Origin of the sequence: Moraxella boevrei DSM 14165 (assembly GCF_000379845.1) — a bacterium.
GTDB classification, from domain to species: Bacteria; Pseudomonadota; Gammaproteobacteria; order Pseudomonadales; family Moraxellaceae; genus Faucicola; species Faucicola boevrei.
In genome coordinates, this window is sequence record NZ_KB903771.1 from 125,594 (window position 1) to 146,309 (window position 20,716).

Consider the following 20,716-nt stretch of genomic DNA (forward strand, 5'->3'; position numbering starts at 1 on the left):
TTCATTTTTCTCTATTAGGCTTTAATTCGTTATCCTTGACAGGAGCTTCCATTTTTACATGACTGGTTGGCAGGGCATTTTTTAGCCCCATTTCTTGCATAATTTCAGCAATGCGTAAAATCATCAAGGTTTGTTTTTCGTTAAAATCCATGACACCTTTTACCGCTAAATAACAGCGTACTTCTACGATATAGGCATCTTGTTGCGTACTAGAAATCCGCACTTGGTTCCAGTGACTATTGGTCACAGGGTGATTGACAATATAAATTTGCACTTCTTCGATAAACTCACGCAGTTTTTTGGTGTTGCTATCACGTGAAATGTAAAATAATTGGTTAAAATGAAACATATCACGTTTGCTATAGTTCTCAATGCTCATGGATGAAAAACTACCGTTGGGAATGGTCACCAGTGTACGGTTTAATGTGCGTAAGCGTGTGGAACGAATGCCAATATCTTCTACTGTACCTTCTTGACTACCAAACACGCAGTAATCACCGACATTTACGGGCTGGTCAGCCACGAGTGACACGCTACCAACTAGGTTTTCAATGGTTTTTTGAGCCCCCAGTGCTAACGCCAAACCACCAATCCCCAACGCCGCAATCCCTGTGGTTAAGTCAAACCCCAAATTGCCCAAAATCACAATGGTCGCTACGATTAACAATAATGCCTTAATGACTTTTCGCAATAAATTTAACACGGACAAGCGTTCTGGGTGATGATTTTCGGTGGCATACCGCTCAAGCGGGGTAAAAATAATATCCAAAATCCGCAAAAATAACCAAACTGATGCTCCCCACGACAAAATATCCGCCATACGTTCCACAATATTTCGCACGACCAGATTAATCCCAACGATTATCATCAATTCTTGAATAAAAATCCCTGTCAAAATCATCGCCATTGGCACAATCACCCGTTTGTCAATCGGTACAGGTTTTGGCAATTCATCAGGCGATTTAGCACGGTGGGTGGCTTGATACACAGCACGAAATATCGCATATAAAAACCAACTTAACAACAGCGACAAGGCATACGTCACCACCAACACCACAATCACTGCCAAAATATGCCCAACGCTATAGCCTTTAATTTCTTGTTTTAACAAATCATTGGGCATATACGCTTCTACAATCGTAGTTTTGCCAATATTTTCTACCGATTGTATCGCTTTTAGCGTTTGTTCCGACAGTAACCAAACTTGTGTGCCATCTTTTTGTTTGACACGTTCAAATAAAATATCTACCGTTTTATCTTGATGCTGATTTCTTAAAGTTAAATCGCCAACTTTGTCCAAGTTTGGTGCAAGTTTATCACCCAAGTTTCCTGCAGGGTCATTGCTCATTTGCAATTCGTTGGCAATCCGTCCACCTGAATCTAAGGCTGTTTTGAGCTCTGTAACCAACGCTTTACTATTTTTCCGTTCATTTACAGGCAAGTAGTTGGTGGCAAGTTCTTTGTCATTTTGAGCCAATGCCTTAAGCAAACCTTGCATCGCACCCCGTGGTGTGTCCCGCCCAAAGGTATCTTGTGTAGTCGTTGGTGCAGTGCTACTTGCGGGTGCTTGCGTTCCCACTGAAAACCCTAAACTTGGGCTTAGCATCAACGTGCTAACCAACACCGCTTTTGGCAAGCTAGACATCATTTTTTTGGTATAATTTAACTTTTTAGCAGAACCGACCAATAACACAATTTTCCCCAACTTATTCGCAGACGTTTTAAAACAAGAAAATAAGATTTTAAAAATCGTCTATTGTAACCAACTAAATTTTATCTGACAATGCCAAAATTGTGAGAATTTTTGCAGATTTTTTACCGATTGGACAATTTTTCGCAATTTTTAATGGCTTTTTATCTGTATAAAGTTGGCAAATAATGCTAAAATAAGGAAAATTTTTATCTAAACGCTTGATTGTTTTAATCTATTCAATGTTTTTAAAAACCTACTTAACAATAATGAGAACAAGTAACTATGTTTAATTTACACCCACAATTGGCAAAAGATACCTTTTTGGTTGGTGAATTTCCATTATCAACCTGCCGATTAATGAACGATTGTCAATTTCCTTGGCTACTTTTAATCCCACGAGTCGCAGGGGTAAAAGAGCTATACGAACTAAGCCCAAGCGACCAAGCTCAGTTTTTGCGTGAATCAAGCTGGCTATCTAGCCAATTAGCCAAAACCTTCCAAGCCGATAAGATGAATATCGCAGCATTGGGCAATCAAGTGCCACAGCTACATTTTCATCATATTGTCCGTTATCACAATGATGTGGCTTGGCCAAATGCTGTGTGGGGCAGACCTGCAATTCCCTATACGCCCCAAGTGTTGAGCCATATGCAACAAACCTTGATGATGGCATTACGTGGGCATCGTGATATGCCGTTTGACTGGAAGATGAATGTATAAAAAGTAGCAGAGAATGGAACTGATTCGGGTTAAAAAATTCTTACTTCGCCAACTGCGTTATCCAGAATTTTTGGTTATTTTAGTCATTGCACTATATCTTGGGGCGATAGTACAACCGCTCGGGTATCAGTTAGCGTTTTTTGGTCTAATGACCGCAAGCCTGATTATCACCTTTATCACCACGCAAAAAAGCCGTGGCTTAGCCTTTGACGCCCTATCGCTATTATTATTAGCCACCATGTTGGGGTTTTTCCAGCTCACTTATGTGCCATCCATTTGTTTGTGGTTAATCTTGGCATACCGTTTATTTTTGGTAAAACAAAAAAACTTCACCACCTTACTCGCTGTCGGTTCCATCAGCGTGGTAATTTTGGTATTGTTGGTTTTGCCTAGTATAGGTTGGCAAATTCAGTTAGCACAAAAACAACTATCCATTTTAAGTAATATTAGCTTGATATTAGCCGCCTTAATGTTTTTGCATCAAATGTGGTACTTATTAACAAAAGTTCAATATTTAACTGAAAACCAACAAAAAACGCAAGACCGACTACAAGGTATGGTCTCAAGAGTAAATAAACTTTCACGCTTTTTACCACCCCAAGTTTGGCAACCAATTATCCAACAAAACAAAAATGTCTCGGTAATTAACCAACGCCGAAAATTAACGATTTTTTTCTCTGATATTGTCGGGTTTACCGATTTATCAGATAGTATCAGCCCTGACCATTTGGCAAATATTCTCAATACTTATTTTGATGCGATGACCAAAATTACCCAAAAATATGGGGCAACGCTAGATAAATTTATCGGTGATGGCTTGCTATGTTTTTTTGGTGATAATCCTGATAGCAACGAACGAGATGATGCGTTACGCTGTGCAATGATGGCGATTGAAATGCGTCGTGAAATGCAGGTACTACGCCAACAATGGCGGTTGCTCGGTTTTGACGGTTTGTATGTGCGGATTGGTATTAATACGGGCTATTGCTATGTTGGCAACTTTGGTAGCCACAACCGTATGACTTATACGCTGATTGGCAAAGAAGCGAATTTTGCTTCTCGTTTGGAGTCGGCGGCAAAACCCAATCAAATTTTAATTAGCGAAAGTACTTATAATCTAATTTCGCATAAATTACGCTGTCAAATTGTCGGACAAGTGCGACTCAAAGGCTTGCAAAACCCTGTTATGGTGTGGGAAGTGCTAGACCCACAAAAAAACGATATCCGCAATCAAGATAACTGGGTGGATTATCAGCTGTCAGGGTTCAATCTGCATTTAAACTTTAAAGATATTCGTAATTATGATAAACGCACGATTGTAAATCATCTAAATCATGCGTTGGATTTGTTGGATAAAAAGCTAAATTAATACTATAAAAAAATTCATTCGCATTGACCCTATCGATGTGTAGAAAAATCATAAATCGTTATGGTCCGGCAAGCTTATCATAAACGGCTTCTCATTTTTGTAAAATTTAATGACCTTCTGACGCGTGGTTCAAGGTATATTTTGGAATTTCAATGGTTAAATTTTCGTCCGTCATAAAGCATTGACAAGACAGGCGAGAATTTGGCTCCAATCCCCAAGCACGGTCTAACAAATCGGCTTCAATATCGTCCATTTCTTCAAGACTATTAAAACCTTTTCGCACGACCACATGGCAAGTGGTACAAGCCTTCGAACAATCGCAAGCGTGCTCAATTTTTATCCCATTTTCTAACAAACCTTCGCATAGATTATCGCCAACATTGAGCTCAATCTCTGTACCGTTTGGGCAAATTTCATGGTGGGGTAAAATGGTTACTTTTGGCATGGTATTTCCTATTTTTCAATATTTGTGTTACGATTTCACCCAATCTGCTGTGGTTGTACCTGTCATACTATCACTAACGGCTTGGTTCATAATCAAACTGGCAAATTCATCACTATGAGTTTTTAGCTGTACAACTGCGGTATCAAGCACATTTTTATCATGTTGTTCAATGGCTTGACGAACGTTTTGCATGGCATTTTGTAATTTGGTTAATTGAGATTGACTTAACAATCTTTCAAATTCTAATAAAGCAGAATCAATGGCCAACAATTCTCGCCCTGCTTCGACTTCTGCTTCAATCAGACTGCGTTGTTCACGGTCAAACATGGCATTATCAAAGCCTGCTTGCAGTAGTTTTTCTTGTTCACTTTCGGACAGTCCATAAGATGGTTTGACCGAAATTTCGCTTTGTTTGCCTGTGGTGAGTTCTTGGGCTGTTACGGTGAGTTGTCCGTCTGCATCAATGGCAAAAGTTACTTCAATGCGTACCAAACCTGCTTTCATGGCTGGGATATCGGTGAGTTTAAACTGCCCCAATGAGCGATTATCTTTGATGGTTTCACGCTCGCCTTGAACCACATGGATTATCATCGCATTTTGATAATCTTGATAAGTAGTAAACACTTGTTTACGTTTCACAGGGATGGGTGTGTTGCGTGGAATAATGACTTCGGTCAGCCCACCCATCGTCTCAAGCCCAAGCGACAACGGCGTTACATCAAGGAGTAACACACTATTTTGTTGCTCATTGATAAGCTGGTCGGCATATTTACTCGCCCCCAACGCTACCACTTCATCTGGATTGATACGGCAAAGCGGTTTTTTGGCAAAATTTTGTTCAACCAATTGTTGAATAATTGGCATTCTGGTAGAACCACCCACCAAAACAATCTCATCTAACTGACTTTTATCCAGTTTGGCATCTCGTAACACTTGTTCACAAACTACCAACGTTCTATCAGTTACAGGTTTGATAATTTCAGCAACGATTTGATTGTTTAATTCTGCTTGATAAACTTTACTATCAATCTGAATGGTGGTTTTTACCGTTTCTTGATTGGTTAATTGCTCTTTATATTGGCGAGCTTGCACATTAATCACTTGTTTTTGTTGGTTATCAATATTTTTTGGGTCAATACCCGTTTGTTTGATTAAATAATTGGCAATTAAACGGTCAATATCATCACCGCCCAACGCACTATTTCCGCCAGTCGCCAAGACTTCGTACACACCGTGATTTAATCGTAATACAGACACATCAAACGTGCCACCGCCCAAATCATAAATCAAATGATACGCCTGTTTATCATTTTTATTCAAGCCATAGGCCATAGCGGCAGCGGTCGGCTCATTGAGCAAACGGATAACGTGCAAACCAATCAATTTGGCGGAATCTTTGGTTGCTTGGCGTTGTGCTTCGTCAAAATAGGCAGGTACGGTAATCACCGCTCCAACGATACTGTTATCAGGTAGGGCAGTTTTGGCTCTAGCATACAAATGTTGCAGAATTAATGACGAAATTTCTACAGGATTTTTTGCGCCTTGTGGCGTGGCAATACTCGGCATAAATCCATCATCACCGACCAACTCATAAGGGTGATTAAATTTAATATCGGCTCGAGAACGCCCCATAAAACGCTTGACGGAACGAATGGTATACTGTGGCAATTGTTCTGCCATTTTTTCGGCAAAACTACCGACGAATGTTTGGTCATTGCCCTGCTCATCCTTGCCAAAATATACCACAGAAGGCAACAATTTTTGACAATCAATACTTTGTTCAATGTGTCCTGATTGACATTCACCGACTTTATCGCCAATCACTTGCGGTTCGCCAGAACGCACCACAGCAACGAGCGAACGAGTTGTCCCTAAGTCAATACCTAAGGCATAACGGTGGGCATGGGGTTTAGCACTTTGGTTGGGTTCTGCAATTTGTAATAAAGACATAGTTTAGCTAATCTATTTAAAAAATTCATCTGTTCTAGCAGATTTTGTGGATAATTTCATCTTTGTTTCGTCAAGCCTAAGATAAATCTTAAAGCTGGGATAAATCCCAACCTACAAAAAATTAAACGTATAAAGCGTCATCGTCTAGCACGTTTGCCAATTCATCAACTTTTTTTGCCAAGTCTTTGTCAATTTTGACCAAAAATTTAAGCTTTTGGGTAAAGTCAATCGCTGTTTGCCAATCCTGTTGTTGATAGGCTTGGTTAAAATGATGACTCATTTCTGCTAACCAGTCTTGTAATTTTTGGTTTAAAATCGGTAATTGTTGTTTATCACTTTCGTCAAGTTCAATGCGAAAGTCCATTGCCAAATCTAAAAAATCCAAATCACGGATAGATTGTTGTAATTTATCCGCTTGTTCTACCAACTCTAACAAGTGACTGGCTCGGCTATCAGGTGATTTTAAGGTTTGATAGGCTTGGTTAATCACCGCAGACATTTGCTCGCTTTTTTGGGCGTTTACCACATCTGGGTGATATTGGCTTTGCAGAGTGCGTAGTTGTTCGTCCAATTTTTGTTGGTCAATAACAAAATCAGTTGGTAAGGCAAAAAGCTCAAAAAAATTCATCATTTTTTATCAAACCGTGAACGATTCACCACAACCACATTCGCCTTTTTGGTTGGGGTTGGTAAATTTAAAGCCTTCGTTTAAGCCTTCTTTGACATAGTCCATTTGCAAGCCGTTTAAATAAACCATGCTTTTTGGGTCAACAAAAACGGATACGCCATTGCTTTCAAAACGTGTATCATTGCTATCGGCTTCATCAACAAATTCAAGCACATACGCCAAACCTGAACAGCCTGCAGTACGAACGCCCACACGAATGCCTGCACCGTGTCCACGATTTTCTAAAAAGTTTTTGACGTGTTGTGATGCTCGTTCGGTAAGTTGTATCATATCATTATCTCATTTGCAAAAAAATGTGAATTACTCATTAACGACTGCCATTGCATTCATTGTCATTAAAGCCCCTTGTTTGGGTAAGTCAGCAACAACAATCACCGTTCTTGCAGGAAAATCGCCATTAAAAAATTCCATATATCCACGATTCATTTCGCTAAAATCATCAGTATTTTTTAAAAAAACATGAATATGTAAAATATTTTTCAAATCAGCATTTACAGATTTTAGCATAGTCTGAAAATTTAACAGGATTTGTTTTGTTTGAGCGTAAGCGTCATCAGACTCAATCAAACCAGTTTTTGGATTAACCGCAGGCGTTCCAGAAATATGGATAAGATTGCCTGCTTTACTAAAATGGCTGTATGCACCGATTGGCTTAAACAAATTGTCAGGTGTATAATTTTCAACCATACTCATTATCCTAGTTAAGATTATCTTAAATTAAGCCGATACTTTGGACTGATAATCTTCAATCGCCGCTTTAATCGCATCTTCAGCGAGTACGGAACAATGCACTTTAACTGGTGGTAATGCCAACTCTTCGGCAATGTCTTTGTTTTTGATTTGTTGGGCTTCATCTAGGCTTTTGCCTTTGAGCCATTCAGTAACCAGCGAGCTTGATGCAATCGCTGAACCACAGCCGTAGGTTTTAAATTTGGCATCTTCAATGATGCCATCATCGCCGACTTGGATTTGCAGTCGCATGACATCACCACAGGCGGGTGCTCCCACCATACCTGTGCCAACGTTTTTGGCGTTTTTGTCAAGGTTTCCCACGTTGCGTGGATTTTCGTAATGGTCAATGACTTGGTCTGAATATGCCATAGTTTTTCTCTCTTTTTGAATGCTTGGCAATTTACCTTGCAGTTTGAGCTTGGGAATTGCCAATTTAAATTTAAAATAGTTATTAGAAAATCAGTGTTCTTGCCACTCAACTTTAGTTAAGTCAATGCCTTCTTTAAACATATCCCAAAGTGGTGATAATTCACGCAATTTTGCCACCGCACCACGCATTTGCTCAATGACTCGGTCAATATCAGCTTCAGTGGTATAACGTCCCAAACTAAAACGGATTGATGAATGTGCTAACTCATCGGTTAGTCCAATCGCACGAAGTACATAAGACGGCTCAAGCGTAGCTGATGTACAAGCTGAACCACTTGACACCGCCAAATCTTTTAACGACATCATCATGGATTCGCCTTCCACATAGTTAAAACTGATATTGACGATGTTTGGAATGCTATGCTCTAAATCACCATTTAGATACACTTCTTCTAAGTCTTTTAAACCGTCCCACAATTTTTGGCGTAGTTTGGCGATGCGTGCTTCGTCTTCAGTCATACGCTCTTTAGCAACCGCAAAAGCTTCACCCATACCGACGATTTGATGGGTTGCCAGTGTGCCTGAACGCATACCACGCTCATGACCACCGCCGTGCGTTTGGGCTTTGACACGAATACGAGGTTTACGGCGAACGTATAACGCTCCAATACCTTTTGGACCATAGATTTTATGACCACTAAAACTCATCAAGTCAATTTTCATGGTTTCTAAATCAATTGGTGTTTTACCAGCAGCTTGGGCGGCATCTACATGAAAAATAATGCCTTTTTCACGCAAAAATTCACCAATACTGGTAACATCTGTTAAGGTGCCTAACTCATTATTCACCATCATTAAACTTACCAAAATGGTGTCTTCACGCACGGCATTTTGCACTTGTTCAAGGGTGATTAAACCTGTTTTTTCGGTGGGTTCAATATAAGTAATTTCAAAACCTTGCGTTTCTAATTCACGGCAAGTGTCTAACACTGCTTTGTGTTCAATTTTACTGGTAACAATGTGTTTGCCTTTACCACTATAAAACTGGGCAACGCCTTTAATAGCAAGGTTATTTGACTCAGTCGCCCCAGAAGTAAACACAATTTCTCGTGGGTCGGCATTGATTAAATCGGCAACTTGACCACGAGCATTTTCAACCGCTTCTTCAGCTTGCCAGCCAAAGGCGTGCGAACGTGATGCAGGGTTACCAAAGATACCGTCAAAGGTCATATATTGCATCATTTTTTGGGCAACTTTTTCATCAATAGGGGTAGTTGCGGCGTAGTCTAAGTAAATAAGCTGGCTCATGCTAGCACGGTCTCCATAGGTTTTTTATTGGTTGTTGTTTGGTAGTTTTTTGAAAGTGGCATTGTATCATGACGTGATGATTTTTGCTTTACCACTTCAGTATTAATTTTATTTGGGTTTTTTTTTGCCGATTTTTCATCAAATTTTAACTGAATCAGCTGTTCATCATTTTCTAGCATTCGGCATTGGCGTTCAGCGATATTGCGGATATTTTGTTTGTGAATTAATTCTGCCAAGGTGACATTGGACAAATATTGCTCAATATGATTGGACAGCCCCGACCATAAATCATGGGTCAAACACATCGCACCGTCTTGGCAGTTGCCTTCGCCTTCACACGCTCGTGCATCAACGGATTCATCTACTGCAGAAATAATATTCATCACACTAATTTGGTCAAGCGGTTTTGCCATGCGATAGCCACCCAACGCCCCACGTATACTCGTTACCAAGCCTTTTTTACGCAATTTCGAAAATAATTGTTCCAAATACGAAATGGATATTTCTTGGCGTTTTGCAATATCGGACAAAGACACCGCCACATCGTGCTGACTGTCTTGTAATGCCAAGTCTAACAATGCTGTCACTGCATAGCGTCCACGAGTGGTTAACCGCATAATTACTCCAGAATCTCAAAAAATAAATTAAAATTTGATAAAATAAACCTATTATCTAACAATGTAGGTATTATAAATAATTCCGACTTATTTAGTCAAGATTTAAGTTTAGTCAATTTGATAAAACTTATGATTAGTTTTTTTTATCATTTTGCTAAAATTTCTAAAAATTTTGATAAAACTTACCAAAATGACCGATTAGTCATAAACCAATCTATAGTTATGATGAAAAATACGTTAGATTAATGCTTTTTAAAATTCACCTTTTATCAAATAATTTATCCAAAACAAGGAATTTTTATGATTTACAATGCCCCTATCCCTGAAATGCAGTTTATCTTAAATGATGTGTTTAACGCTGAAAAATTTTGGCAAAATAACGAGCAATTATCACACCTAGATGCCGATACGGTTGGCATGATTTTAGAAGAAATGTCAAAATTCAGCAAAAATATGCTGTTACCACTTAACCGTACAGGCGATGAAGAAGGTGCAATTTATCTGGGTGACGGCAAAGTTGCCACGCCGAAAGGCTTTAAAGAGGCGTTTAAACAGTACGGTGATGGTGGCTGGATTGGGCTAGGTGGCGACCCAGAATTTGGCGGTCAAGGTATGCCAAAAATGGTCACCATGCTGTCTGATGAGATGCTATTTTCTACCAATCAATCGTTTGCGTTGTATCCGAATTTATCTAGCGGTGCTTGTTTGTGTCTTTTGGCAAGTGGTTCAGAAGAACAGAAAAAAACCTATCTTGAAAAAATTTATTCAGGTGAGTGGACAGGCACAATGTGTCTAACCGAACCGCACGCAGGGACGGATTTGGGTATTATTAAGACCAAAGCTGTGCCGAACGATGACGGTTCATTCAATATTTCAGGTACAAAGATTTTTATTACCGCAGGTGAGCATGATTTATCTGAAAACATCATTCATTTAGTGCTTGCCAAAACGCCAAACGCCCCTGAAGGCTCAAAGGGGATTTCACTGTTTGTTGTGCCAAAGTTTTTGGTCAATGCGGACGGCTCGCTTGGTGAAAGAAACGCAGTTCAGGCAGGTTCTATTGAGCATAAAATGGGCATCAAGGGTTCGGCAACTTGCGTCATGAATTTTGACGGTGCGAAAGGCTGGCTGGTTGGTGCAGAAAACACAGGGCTTGCCAGTATGTTTGTCATGATGAATTATGAACGCTTAACCATGGGTTTACAAGGGATTGGCGGTGCAGAATTGGCTTACCAAAACGCAGTCGCTTATGCCAATGAACGCATCCAAGGTCGTGCTGACAGTGGGGTAAAAAACCCTGAAAGGCAAGCCGATAGTATCATCCATCATGCAGACGTTCGCCGTATGCTATTAAATGCCAAAGTGATTAGCAAAGCATCACGCTGTTTTGCGATGTATGTGGCAAAAGAACTAGATACCGCCAAATTCAGCGATGATGCTAAAACCGTCAAAAAAGCATCCGACCGTGTGGCGTTACTCACCCCTGTCGCCAAAGCGTTTTTAACTGACCGTGGGCTTGAAGCCAGTATTGATTGTCAACAAGTGTTTGGCGGTCATGGTTACATCCGTGAATGGGGCATGGAACAAATCGTGCGTGATACTCGCATTAGTCAAATTTATGAAGGCACAAATGGCATTCAAGCATTAGACTTGTTAGGACGTAAAGTTGCCAAAAATGGCGGTGCATTTGTTAAAGATTTTGTTAAGGAAATCAAAGACTTTGCCGATAACATGACGACCAATCACGCTATTAAAACCACCATGAGCCATTCTGCCGACAAATTACTGGATTTAACCACATCGGTGCTGAGTAATCTTGATAAAAAAGACGAAATCAACGGCTGTGCGGTGGATTATCTACAAGCCTTTGGTTATGTGAGTTTTGCCTATATGTGGGGCTTGATGGTGGAAGCATCTGCCAAAAAAGGTGGTCAATTCGCTGAGGATAAAGCTCGCCTTGCCGACTTTTATATCAGCCGTATGATGCCACGCCTAGACGCTCATATCGCTATGGTAAAAGCCACAAGTACGCCAATTATGGCATTTGACGAAAGTTTTTTTGTTAGCAATGAATAAATTTTTCCCTTAGCCCAATAACCTATGCTATGATAGTTTGGCAAAGCTATCTTGTTAAAGCATTTTAATAAAACAAACATCTATTTATCGGAGTTTTTTATGAAAAAAATTATGCTGTTATCACTTGCTATCATTTCTTCAATGGTAGCTTCCCAAACCTTTGCTTGTGGTGAACACCAACAGCCTAAGAAAAAAACCATCATCACAGAGTCCACTGCAAAAACAAGTGTAAAAACCAATAAGTAACTGATTAGTACTTGACTGAGTGTAAAGTTTATCGCATGATAGTCAAGACAATTTTTTTTAATGGCTTTTGTAAGATTATGTTTTAACAAATTGAGAAAGCTTTGTTTAATCTTACAAAAATTTAGTGTTAAAGTTTTTTAAACAACAAACGAGGAACGTATGAAAGCATTAGTCGCAGTTAAGCGTGTCGTTGATTATAACGTCAAAATTCGTGTAAAAGCCGACAATTCAGGTGTTGAATTGGCAAATGTCAAAATGTCGGTTAACCCTTTTGATGAAATCGCTGTAGAAGAAGCGGTTCGTTTAAAAGAAAAAGGTGTGGTGACTGAGATTGTCGTGGTATCAATCGGTGCAAAAGAAGCCCAAGAACAAATCCGTGGTGCCATGGCACTGGGTGCTGACCGTGGTATTTTGGTGGAAACCAACGACACCGTGCGTCCATTACAAATCGCAAAAATCCTAAAATCTGTCGCAGAAAGTGAAAATGCCGACTTGATTTTGCTAGGCAAACAAGCGATTGACGATGACAACAACCAAACAGGTCAAATGTTAGCAGCATTAATGGGTATCGGTCAAGGTACCTTCGCTTCTGAAGTGAATGTTGAAGGCGGTGCGGTAAAAGTAACCCGTGAAGTGGATGGTGGCTTACAAACTGTTGAATTAGCGTTACCTGCCGTGATTACCACCGATTTGCGTTTAAATGAACCACGCTATGCCAAATTACCAAACATCATGGCAGCCAAGAAAAAACCACTTGACAGCAAAACCCCTGCAGATTTTGGCGTAGATACCACGTCAAATATCCAAGTAATCAAAGTCACCCCACCTGCAGAACGTCAAGCGGGCGTGAAAGTAGCGTCAGTGGATGCGTTGATTGACAAACTAAAAAATGAAGCAAAAGTGATTTAATCGCCTTTCACGCATTAAAATCTTTTTTTAACTTTGTTTTTTTTAATGATAAAGAATAAAAGGAAACTCTTATGACCGTTTTAGTTTATGCAGAACACGATAATAATGAATTAAAAAAAGCCACGTTGAACACTATCACCGCAGGTCAAAAAATCGGCGGTGACGTGGTTGTCTTGGTAGCGGGTTCAGGTTGTCAAGCCGTCGCTGACCAAGCGAGCAAAATCGCAGGTGTGAGCAAAGTTTTGTTAGCGGATAATGGCGTTTATGCCAATCAATTAGCTGAAAATGTAGCAAAATTAGTTGTTGGTTTGGCAGGTGATTATAGCCATATTTTAGCCCCTGCGACTACCACGGGCAAAAACTTTATGCCACGTGTAGCGGCATTGCTTGATGTGAACATGGTTTCAGATATCACGGCGGTGATTGATGCCGAGACCTTTGAGCGTCCAATCTATGCAGGTAATGCCATTGCAACGGTAAAAAACACCGAAAGCAAAAAAGTCATCACCGTGCGTGGGACAGCATTTGACGTGGCAGGCGAAGGCGGTTCAGCCCCTGTGGAAGCGGTTTCTGCAGTAGAAGATTTAGGTAAATCAAAATTTGTCGGCGAAGAGTTGGCAAAATCTGAACGCCCAGAATTAACGTCTGCTGAAATCATCGTATCAGGTGGGCGTGCGTTGGGTAATAGCGAAAACTTCAAAACCTACCTTGAGCCACTGGTGGACAAGCTAGGTGCAGCCATGGGTGCATCTCGTGCCGCCGTTGACGCAGGCTACGTACCAAACGATTTGCAAGTGGGTCAAACAGGTAAAATCGTCGCACCAAACTTGTACGTTGCGGTGGGTATCTCTGGGGCAATTCAGCACTTGGCAGGTATGAAAGACTCTAAAGTCATCGTTGCGATTAACAATGACCCAGAAGCACCGATTTCTCAAGTGGCGGATTATTTCTTGGAAGGTGATTTGTTCCAAGTATTGCCAGAATTGACTAGCAAACTATAAAAACTTTATAGTTTTTCTACATTGGCAAAAAAGCAATTAGAAAACTCTAGTTGCTTTTTTGTGTGTTTAACGCTAGGATAAATCGTTTCGCACATTTAACAAACCCAACCTTATTACAATTAATTTTATGCCACGCCACACCCCTACCACACCTGTTGCCAATCGTAAAACCGTACAACGTTTGACCCAATCTGCCCAAGATGATTTTTTGTTAGCCTTATTGGACGAAGATAAAGCGTTAACTAAAGACGATAGCATTAATGCCCAACATCAAGCGATTAGCGAGCAATTTTACGAGCAACGTCAGTACCAAGACCAATACGAAGCAAAGCAAGCCGAACTGCAAGATACCACGCTCAACCTTGCCGACTATCTGCAAGCGGTGCAACTGGTGATTAACGAAACTTTTGCCCATAGCGTGTGGGTAAAAGCGGAAATCCGCAGTGTCTTTAGCAAAGGCGGACATTTTTATTTTGAACTGGCGGATAAAGATGAGACTGGCAGAGTTACCGCAAGCTGTCGTGGCAATCTGTGGCGACATACCGCTAGTGGCGTGATACGGCGTTTTGAACAGACCACGGGCATAAGCCTAGATAAAGGTTTAAATGGGCTGTTTAAAGTAACGGCAAATTTTCATCCGCAATACGGTTTTTCGGTAACGATTTTGGACATTGACCCAAGTTTTACCTTGGGTGAAATGGCTCAAAAATACCAACAAATGTTAACAAAATTAGCGGATAATGGCTTGTTAACCCTAAATCAATCGCTTGCTATGCCATTTGATATTCAAAATGTGTTGGTAATCGCTCCAGAAAATGCCGCAGGGTTGGGTGATTTTCGGGCAGATGCCAACCATTTGCAACGCACAGGGGCGTGTCAGTTTTTTTATCAGCACGCCACCTTTCAAGGCAACCACGCCCCTGACAGTATCCGCCAAGCCATTGTAACAGGGCTTGCCAACCTGCAAGCCCAACAGATTTCACCTGATATTTTGGTGATTATCCGTGGCGGGGGGGCGGTCGGCGATTTGGCGTATTTGAACGATTACGAACTATCGGCATTGCTTGCCGAACTGCCATTGCCGGTGTGGATTGGGGTTGGGCATGAGCGAGACCGTGTGCTGTTGGACGAAGTGGCTCACACCAGTTTTGACACACCATCTAAGGTGATAGTCGCTATTCGTGAACATTTATCAAGAATTACCCAATCTGCAAAAAACGCTTTTTTTCAGATTGAAAAAATCAGCCAACAACGAATTTTACATTATAGACAACAAGTTAACCAACCATTATTGCAAATTGAACAATTAGCAAAACAACAACTTAGCCTTACCAAACAACAAACTGAGCAACAATTAGAAAATATCAAATACGCCAGTTTTCAACAAATCAAACACGCTCGGCAACAAACCGACCAATTACGCACGGTGATTTTATTACAAAATCCTAAAAATATCCTTAATCAAGGCTACAGTATCGTACGCAATGAACAACAGCAAATCATAACTTCGGTCAACCAAATTCAACCACAACAAACCTTAACCATTGAATTGAAAGACGGTGTCGCACAAGTTACTGTTACTTAGTGTTATTTTTTACGAATTTTTAATAGGTATTTTATGCAAACTAATCAAGATTTTCAGTCCGCTTATGACGTGTTACAACACAACGCCAAACTACTACAGCAAACTCAACAGCCAAATATTGACGAGTTGATGCAAATCGTGTCCGAGTCTATCAGTGCTTATCAAGTTTGCCAAACTCGAATTGATGCAATAGAAAAGGCGTTACAACAAGCGTTTGAACAGGCGGAAACTTAAGCTATTCGTAAAATATTTTGGTTAAATCACCAAACTTTTTGAGCAGTTTTTCCAATTTGAAAGCCTGAACCTTTGGTATTGGTACATTGCATCCCTGTTGTTAAGCTGGTGCATTGCCAACCGTCGCATCTAATGGTTTGACCATATTGCAAAACAGGCAATTGCATGTTCCAAAATATATCACCGTGGCAAGCACCGTCATATTCGGCTTTGCCTGTTTTAAATACGGAATAACCTGCTGTCCAGCCCAAATATTGCTCGCAATCTTTTTGTTCTTGGGTAGGTTTGAAGTTGTTGGTACGTTCAAAAATGTGGCAACTGACACCGCTTTTGTATTTTGGGGAAACATCTTGATCAGCTATAGTGTCTCCCATGCAGACGATGTTACCACTTGGTGATTTAAAGTTTTTGGCAAAAAAATCATCTGAATAATCAACGGCATAGGCGTTGATAGATAGACAAAACACGCTAAGCGTTAAAAATAGTTTTTTCATAAAAATGCCTTGTTAACTTGTGAAAAGGATCAGTTATCTTAACTTGAAAAAATAAATTTTTCAATCCAACAAAAAAGCGTAAGAAAATTCCCACGCTTTTTATTTGGTAAATTAAAGCTTGTTTATCAAATCCTTAATCTGTTTGGCTTGTTCGCTTGCATTGCCTGTATAAGTGGCAGGGGTCAATTTCGCCAAACGCTCGCGATCGCTCTCTGGTACGGCGGTTAATTCATCACCATTCACAAAATTTACCATCATCTCACGGGTCATCGCTTGTCCACGGGTCAATGCTTTAAGTTTCTCATAAGGCTTTTCAATATTATAACGACGCATCACGGTTTGAATGGGTTCGGCAAGCACTTCTTGGGCATTGTCCAAATCTTGTACCAAACGTTGTTCGTTTAATTCTAATTTATCAATGCCTTTTAAGCAGGCTTCAAAAGCGATTAAACTTTGTGCCAAGCCCACGCCCATATTACGCAAAACAGTAGAGTCGGTCAAATCGCGTTGCCAGCGAGAAATCGGCAATTTTTCGCCCAAATGAGCCAATACGGCATTGGCAAGTCCCAAGTTACCCTCGCTATTTTCAAAATCAATGGGATTGACTTTGTGTGGCATTGTGCTTGAGCCGACTTCGCCATCTTTGAGTTTTTGTTTAAAATAACCCAGCGAAATATAGCCCCACACATCACGGTTAAAATCAATCAAAATCGTGTTAAAACGGCGTAGGGCATCAAATAATTCTGCCATATAATCGTGCGGTTCAATTTGGGTGGTGTAAGGGTTAAACGTAAGCCCTAGGCTTTCCACAAAGTTTTTGGCATTGTCCGCCCAGTCAATATCAGGATACGCCGACAAATGAGCATTATAGTTGCCCACGGCACCATTGATTTTGCCAAGTAGCTCCACATTTTTAAATTGCTTTACCTGACGAGCCAAACGGTATGCCACATTTGCCATTTCTTTACCCAAAGTCGTTGGGCTAGCAGTCTGCCCATGGGTGCGAGAGAGCATTGGCACGTCGCTAAATTTGACCGCTAAATCTGCAATATTATCAATGATTTGCCCCATTGATTGTAGCAAAACCTCACGACCAGATTTTAACATTAAAGCGTGTGATAAGTTGTTGATATCTTCTGATGTACAGGCAAAGTGGATAAATTCGCCTGCAGTTTTTAATTCGTCAATGTCGGCAATTTGTTCTTTTAAGAAATATTCCACCGCTTTTACATCGTGATTGGTGGTGCGTTCAATTTCTTTGATGCGTTCGGCATTCGCTTCTGAAAAATTTGCCACAATCGCATCTAGTTTTTCGTTAGTTGCCTGTGAAAACGGCGGTAATTCACCAATTTGGGCGTGCTTAGCAAGCGTTTGTAACCAACGGATTTCCACGGTTACACGAGCGTGGATTAAACCAAATTCTGATAGATAAGGACGCAGGTCATCGCATTTTGAAGCATAGCGACCGTCAAGTGGGGATAAAGCGTTAAGGGCGTTCATAAGGTTTTCCTATTGTTCAATTTAGGGTGATAAAAATAAAGATATTATAACAGATTGATGTGATTTATTTAAGCAAGAATCAGGGTTGATAATCTTAAAAATAAGTGATAGACTTAAAAGAATGATTATCGCAGTTACCATGATAATATTGTCTGTTAATCTTCTTAAAACAAAATAAAACTATTCAACATCATATCATCGTACCATTATCCAAGATAAACCTTACAAAATACTCAAAACTTTTTAAAATCCACCAACTGCATATGTGGATATGGTGTTAAAATCCCTTCATTATCAAGGGCTTGCTTAATCGCTTCTCGCATATTTTCTTTGATGACAGGCATTCTAGCAACGTGTGGTGGATTGACCCAAAATCGCACAATAAAATGTACCCCAAAATCGCCAATTTTATCCACGGTGGCACTCGGTGCAGGGCGTTGGTTAATTTCTTTGACATCTTTTAAAATGTCTAAAATCACTTCACGAGCTTGTTCAATGTCGGTTTCTAACGAAATTCGCACGTCAATGTCAAACCGAATTAAACTTTTTGAGGTTAAATTCACCACTTCCGCCGAGGCCACGGTTGAATTAGGAAAAATTACCGTGATATTGTCTCGTGTCAAAATCTGCGTGGTACGTAACGCAATCTGTACGACTTTGCCTTCCTTACCGTTAATATTCACCCAGTCGCCGACTTGAAAAGATTGCTCCACCAAAATAGTAATTCCTGCGATAAAATTTGCTAACGTGGACTGAGCGGCAAAGCCGACCGCAATCCCTGCAATCCCAAGACCTGCCACCACCGACACAATGTCAAATCCAAACTGGGACAAAATACTAGCAAGCCACAACGTAATAATCAACACTGACAATAAATTATGCAACAATTGTTCAATAGACGCATTTAAACCATAATTTTTGAGCATTTTTTCCATTAAATAGCCCAAATTGTACCAAATCAAGTAAAACAACACGGACCATACCCCTGCTTTTGCAGTCGCTCGCACGGTCTCTGCTTCAAAATTAAGCTGGCTCATCACCGCAAGCGTACTGGAAAACAGCCACAATAAACGAGCAAATAACCGCATGACTTTATAGGGTTTATTTTCTTTATTTTTACCCAATCGGCTTTTGCGGATAATCAGCACGGTAAACCAGTAAACAAGCCACACCACAAATAGCAACAGCACAATCTTGACCGCAACACTGGCGATTTTTGACAAATGAAACGACCAGTTGACGACTTCATCTTCTAGTGAACCGCCAATCGCTTGATAAAAATCAAAATATAAATCGTTATAAATCTGTTCAAAAAAATCTTTAAAAGGCTTCATGGTAAATTAGTGTTGCAACATTGCCAATAATTTTTCAACGTGTCCTTTTGCTTTGACGTTGCGTAATTCATGCACAAGTTTAGCATTTTTGTCAAAAACAAAGGTAGAACGCACGACACCCAGATAGGTTTTGCCGTATAATTGCTTTTCGCCAATCACGCCAAAATATTGACATAATTGCTCATCACTATCGCTAATCAGGGGAAAATTAATCGCCTTGGCTTGGATAAATTTTTCGTGGCTTTTAACGCTATCACGAGACACACCGATAATCTGATAACCGAGTTTGGCAAATTCGGTAGAGAACTGGCTAAAATCTTGGGCTTGCACGCTACAACCTGCGGTATTGTCTTTGGGATAAAAATAAACAATCAATCCGATATCGTTTTTGGTAACATAATCGGTTAAAATAAGCGGTTGTTGCTCACAGCCTTGTTCGGTGGCGACCACACTGGTTAAACAAAAGTCGGGTAAAATAATAGACATGGTAATTTTCCTGTTTTTTTTGGTAAAAACTTATCGTATTATACCCATGTTTGGCAACAGTTGTAAAAGCATATTTGGCATAATTTGCCGATAAATAGTTGATAATAAATTGATAGTAGAAGGTGATTTATGAAAGTTGTATGTCAGGGTTGTGGGCAACGTCTGCCAAACACCGCCGTATTATGTCCAAATTGTGGTGAACGCCATTTTTTGCCCGAAGACCAATCACCGATTACAGGCATAGATATGTCGCTATCCTTGCCAAATATATCGCAGGAAAAAACCGATAAAAGCACGTATCAAACGAATTTTGAGCAATCTAGTTACCAACAAAATAGCTATCAAACCGCTTACCAATCCAAAAGTGATGATGATAAAGTTAACAAAAATCATCGTGTTAAAAGCGATTATCCATCCTATGATTATTCAAAAATTCATAAAAAAACAATTGACGAGCAACCAACTTATCAAAGCGAATTTGGCAATAAAAATTTCAACGAACATTCAGCCTTACCGCCCAAACGGTATGCGGATAAACGAGCAAGCCAAATGCAATATACAAGCACGGTTCGGCGAGGTATGGCGTGGGTGTTTGATGCGGTCATTGTGATGGTATTGTTGGGGCTTGGTTATCAATTTGCATTGCCACCATTGCTAAAAATAGCAGGCATGACAGCATTAAATGAAGCCACACTGACGGTGATTGCCGTTGATGGGTATCTGTTGTATATGGCGGTTTTTAGCTGTATGAGCCGACAGGCAACGATTGGCAAGATGATTATGGGCTTATGGATTTTTGACACGTCAGGGCAACGCATTGGCTTTTTTCATGCCTTAATCCGAGAAATTGTAAAACTTGTGTTGGCACCGTTATTTTTTGTGGCATGGTTCACCGCTCGTAAACAAAATTTGGCAGATTTAGTCAGCCGAACCGTGGTGTTGTATGACCCTGTTTAATTT

At 40.3% G+C, this 20,716-nt stretch carries 21 protein-coding genes and 1 pseudogene; 9 read left to right on the forward strand and 13 right to left on the reverse strand.

The genetic code is table 11. The features are described from left to right. Position 1: 1 nt before the first annotated feature. Positions 2–1,705, reverse strand: coding sequence for a mechanosensitive ion channel family protein (locus A3G3_RS0101815; protein WP_228702696.1), 1,704 nt, complete (start codon positions 1,703–1,705; stop codon positions 2–4). Positions 1,706–1,975: 270 nt separating this feature from the next. Between A3G3_RS0101815 and A3G3_RS0101820 the strand changes: the two genes are divergently transcribed. Together A3G3_RS0101820 and A3G3_RS0101825 are read left to right on the forward strand one after the other, a co-directional pair. Further along, a complete protein-coding gene (locus A3G3_RS0101820; RefSeq protein WP_019518840.1) occupies positions 1,976–2,413 on the forward strand; it encodes an HIT domain-containing protein in 438 nt (145 codons plus the stop codon). 13 nt (positions 2,414–2,426) lie between these two features. After that, positions 2,427–3,782, forward strand: a complete 1,356-nt coding sequence (locus A3G3_RS0101825) for an adenylate/guanylate cyclase domain-containing protein (protein ID WP_019518841.1) — start codon at positions 2,427–2,429, stop codon at positions 3,780–3,782. 106 nt (positions 3,783–3,888) lie between these two features. Here the strand turns inward: A3G3_RS0101825 and fdx are convergent, their stop codons facing one another. From fdx to A3G3_RS12945, 8 genes and pseudogenes are all read right to left on the reverse strand, one after another. Continuing rightward, positions 3,889–4,227: an ISC system 2Fe-2S type ferredoxin gene (gene fdx / locus A3G3_RS0101830; protein ID WP_019518842.1), complete on the reverse strand. Its 339-nt coding sequence runs from the start codon at positions 4,225–4,227 to the stop codon at positions 3,889–3,891. Positions 4,228–4,254: 27 nt separating this feature from the next. Beyond that, complete coding sequence (gene hscA / locus A3G3_RS0101835) at positions 4,255–6,177, reverse strand: Fe-S protein assembly chaperone HscA (protein ID WP_019518843.1); 1,923 nt, start codon at positions 6,175–6,177, stop codon at positions 4,255–4,257. A gap of 121 nt (positions 6,178–6,298) precedes the next feature. Continuing rightward, complete coding sequence (hscB, locus tag A3G3_RS0101840; RefSeq protein ID WP_323806852.1) at positions 6,299–6,808, reverse strand: Fe-S protein assembly co-chaperone HscB; 510 nt, start codon at positions 6,806–6,808, stop codon at positions 6,299–6,301. Positions 6,809–6,814: 6 nt separating this feature from the next. Beyond that, the gene (iscA, locus tag A3G3_RS0101845) at positions 6,815–7,135 is read right to left on the reverse strand and encodes an iron-sulfur cluster assembly protein IscA (RefSeq protein WP_019518845.1); all 321 of its coding nucleotides are present in this window, start codon (positions 7,133–7,135) and stop codon (positions 6,815–6,817) included. 30 nt (positions 7,136–7,165) lie between these two features. After that, a complete protein-coding gene (locus A3G3_RS14185) occupies positions 7,166–7,552 on the reverse strand; it encodes a RidA family protein (protein WP_019518846.1) in 387 nt (128 codons plus the stop codon). 30 nt (positions 7,553–7,582) lie between these two features. Then, the gene (gene iscU / locus A3G3_RS0101855; protein WP_019518847.1) at positions 7,583–7,966 is read right to left on the reverse strand and encodes a Fe-S cluster assembly scaffold IscU; all 384 of its coding nucleotides are present in this window, start codon (positions 7,964–7,966) and stop codon (positions 7,583–7,585) included. 90 nt (positions 7,967–8,056) lie between these two features. Then, positions 8,057–9,274 carry an IscS subfamily cysteine desulfurase gene (locus tag A3G3_RS0101860; protein ID WP_019518848.1) on the reverse strand — a complete coding sequence of 406 codons (1,218 nt, stop codon included), beginning with the start codon at positions 9,272–9,274 and terminating at the stop codon, positions 8,057–8,059. A 185-nt stretch (positions 9,275–9,459) separates the two neighbouring features. Then, positions 9,460–9,891: pseudogene (locus tag A3G3_RS12945) on the reverse strand (Rrf2 family transcriptional regulator); the annotation flags it as partial. A gap of 300 nt (positions 9,892–10,191) precedes the next feature. Here A3G3_RS12945 and A3G3_RS0101870 point away from each other — a divergent pair. From A3G3_RS0101870 to xseB, 6 genes are all read left to right on the forward strand, one after another. Next, positions 10,192–11,967: an acyl-CoA dehydrogenase family protein gene (locus A3G3_RS0101870; protein WP_019518850.1), complete on the forward strand. Its 1,776-nt coding sequence runs from the start codon at positions 10,192–10,194 to the stop codon at positions 11,965–11,967. Positions 11,968–12,066: 99 nt separating this feature from the next. After that, positions 12,067–12,213 (forward strand): hypothetical protein, encoded by a 147-nt coding sequence (locus tag A3G3_RS14435; RefSeq protein ID WP_019518851.1) that lies wholly within the window; start codon positions 12,067–12,069, stop codon positions 12,211–12,213. Between the two features lie 159 nt (positions 12,214–12,372). Further along, positions 12,373–13,122: an electron transfer flavoprotein subunit beta/FixA family protein gene (locus A3G3_RS0101880; RefSeq protein ID WP_019518852.1), complete on the forward strand. Its 750-nt coding sequence runs from the start codon at positions 12,373–12,375 to the stop codon at positions 13,120–13,122. A gap of 71 nt (positions 13,123–13,193) precedes the next feature. Further along, positions 13,194–14,123 (forward strand): electron transfer flavoprotein subunit alpha/FixB family protein, encoded by a 930-nt coding sequence (locus A3G3_RS0101885; protein WP_019518853.1) that lies wholly within the window; start codon positions 13,194–13,196, stop codon positions 14,121–14,123. A gap of 127 nt (positions 14,124–14,250) precedes the next feature. Beyond that, positions 14,251–15,708, forward strand: a complete 1,458-nt coding sequence (gene xseA / locus A3G3_RS0101890; RefSeq protein WP_019518854.1) for an exodeoxyribonuclease VII large subunit — start codon at positions 14,251–14,253, stop codon at positions 15,706–15,708. A gap of 33 nt (positions 15,709–15,741) precedes the next feature. After that, complete coding sequence (xseB, locus tag A3G3_RS0101895) at positions 15,742–15,942, forward strand: exodeoxyribonuclease VII small subunit (protein WP_019518855.1); 201 nt, start codon at positions 15,742–15,744, stop codon at positions 15,940–15,942. A gap of 26 nt (positions 15,943–15,968) precedes the next feature. On the opposite strand, the gene A3G3_RS12950 is transcribed toward xseB, so the two are convergent. The 4 genes from A3G3_RS12950 to A3G3_RS0101915 all read right to left on the reverse strand — a co-directional run bounded on the left by A3G3_RS12950 (position 15,969) and on the right by A3G3_RS0101915 (position 19,756). Then, complete coding sequence (locus A3G3_RS12950) at positions 15,969–16,436, reverse strand: DUF6636 domain-containing protein (RefSeq protein WP_019518856.1); 468 nt, start codon at positions 16,434–16,436, stop codon at positions 15,969–15,971. A 111-nt stretch (positions 16,437–16,547) separates the two neighbouring features. Further along, a complete protein-coding gene (gene purB, locus A3G3_RS0101905) occupies positions 16,548–17,936 on the reverse strand; it encodes an adenylosuccinate lyase (RefSeq protein WP_019518857.1) in 1,389 nt (462 codons plus the stop codon). 233 nt (positions 17,937–18,169) lie between these two features. Next, the gene (locus A3G3_RS12955) at positions 18,170–19,270 is read right to left on the reverse strand and encodes a mechanosensitive ion channel family protein (protein WP_019518858.1); all 1,101 of its coding nucleotides are present in this window, start codon (positions 19,268–19,270) and stop codon (positions 18,170–18,172) included. 6 nt (positions 19,271–19,276) lie between these two features. Next, a complete protein-coding gene (locus A3G3_RS0101915) occupies positions 19,277–19,756 on the reverse strand; it encodes a peroxiredoxin (RefSeq protein WP_019518859.1) in 480 nt (159 codons plus the stop codon). Between the two features lie 129 nt (positions 19,757–19,885). Here A3G3_RS0101915 and A3G3_RS13900 point away from each other — a divergent pair, with 129 nt between their 5' ends. Further along, positions 19,886–20,713 (forward strand): RDD family protein, encoded by an 828-nt coding sequence (locus tag A3G3_RS13900; RefSeq protein WP_019518860.1) that lies wholly within the window; start codon positions 19,886–19,888, stop codon positions 20,711–20,713. Positions 20,714–20,716: the final 3 nt, after the last annotated feature.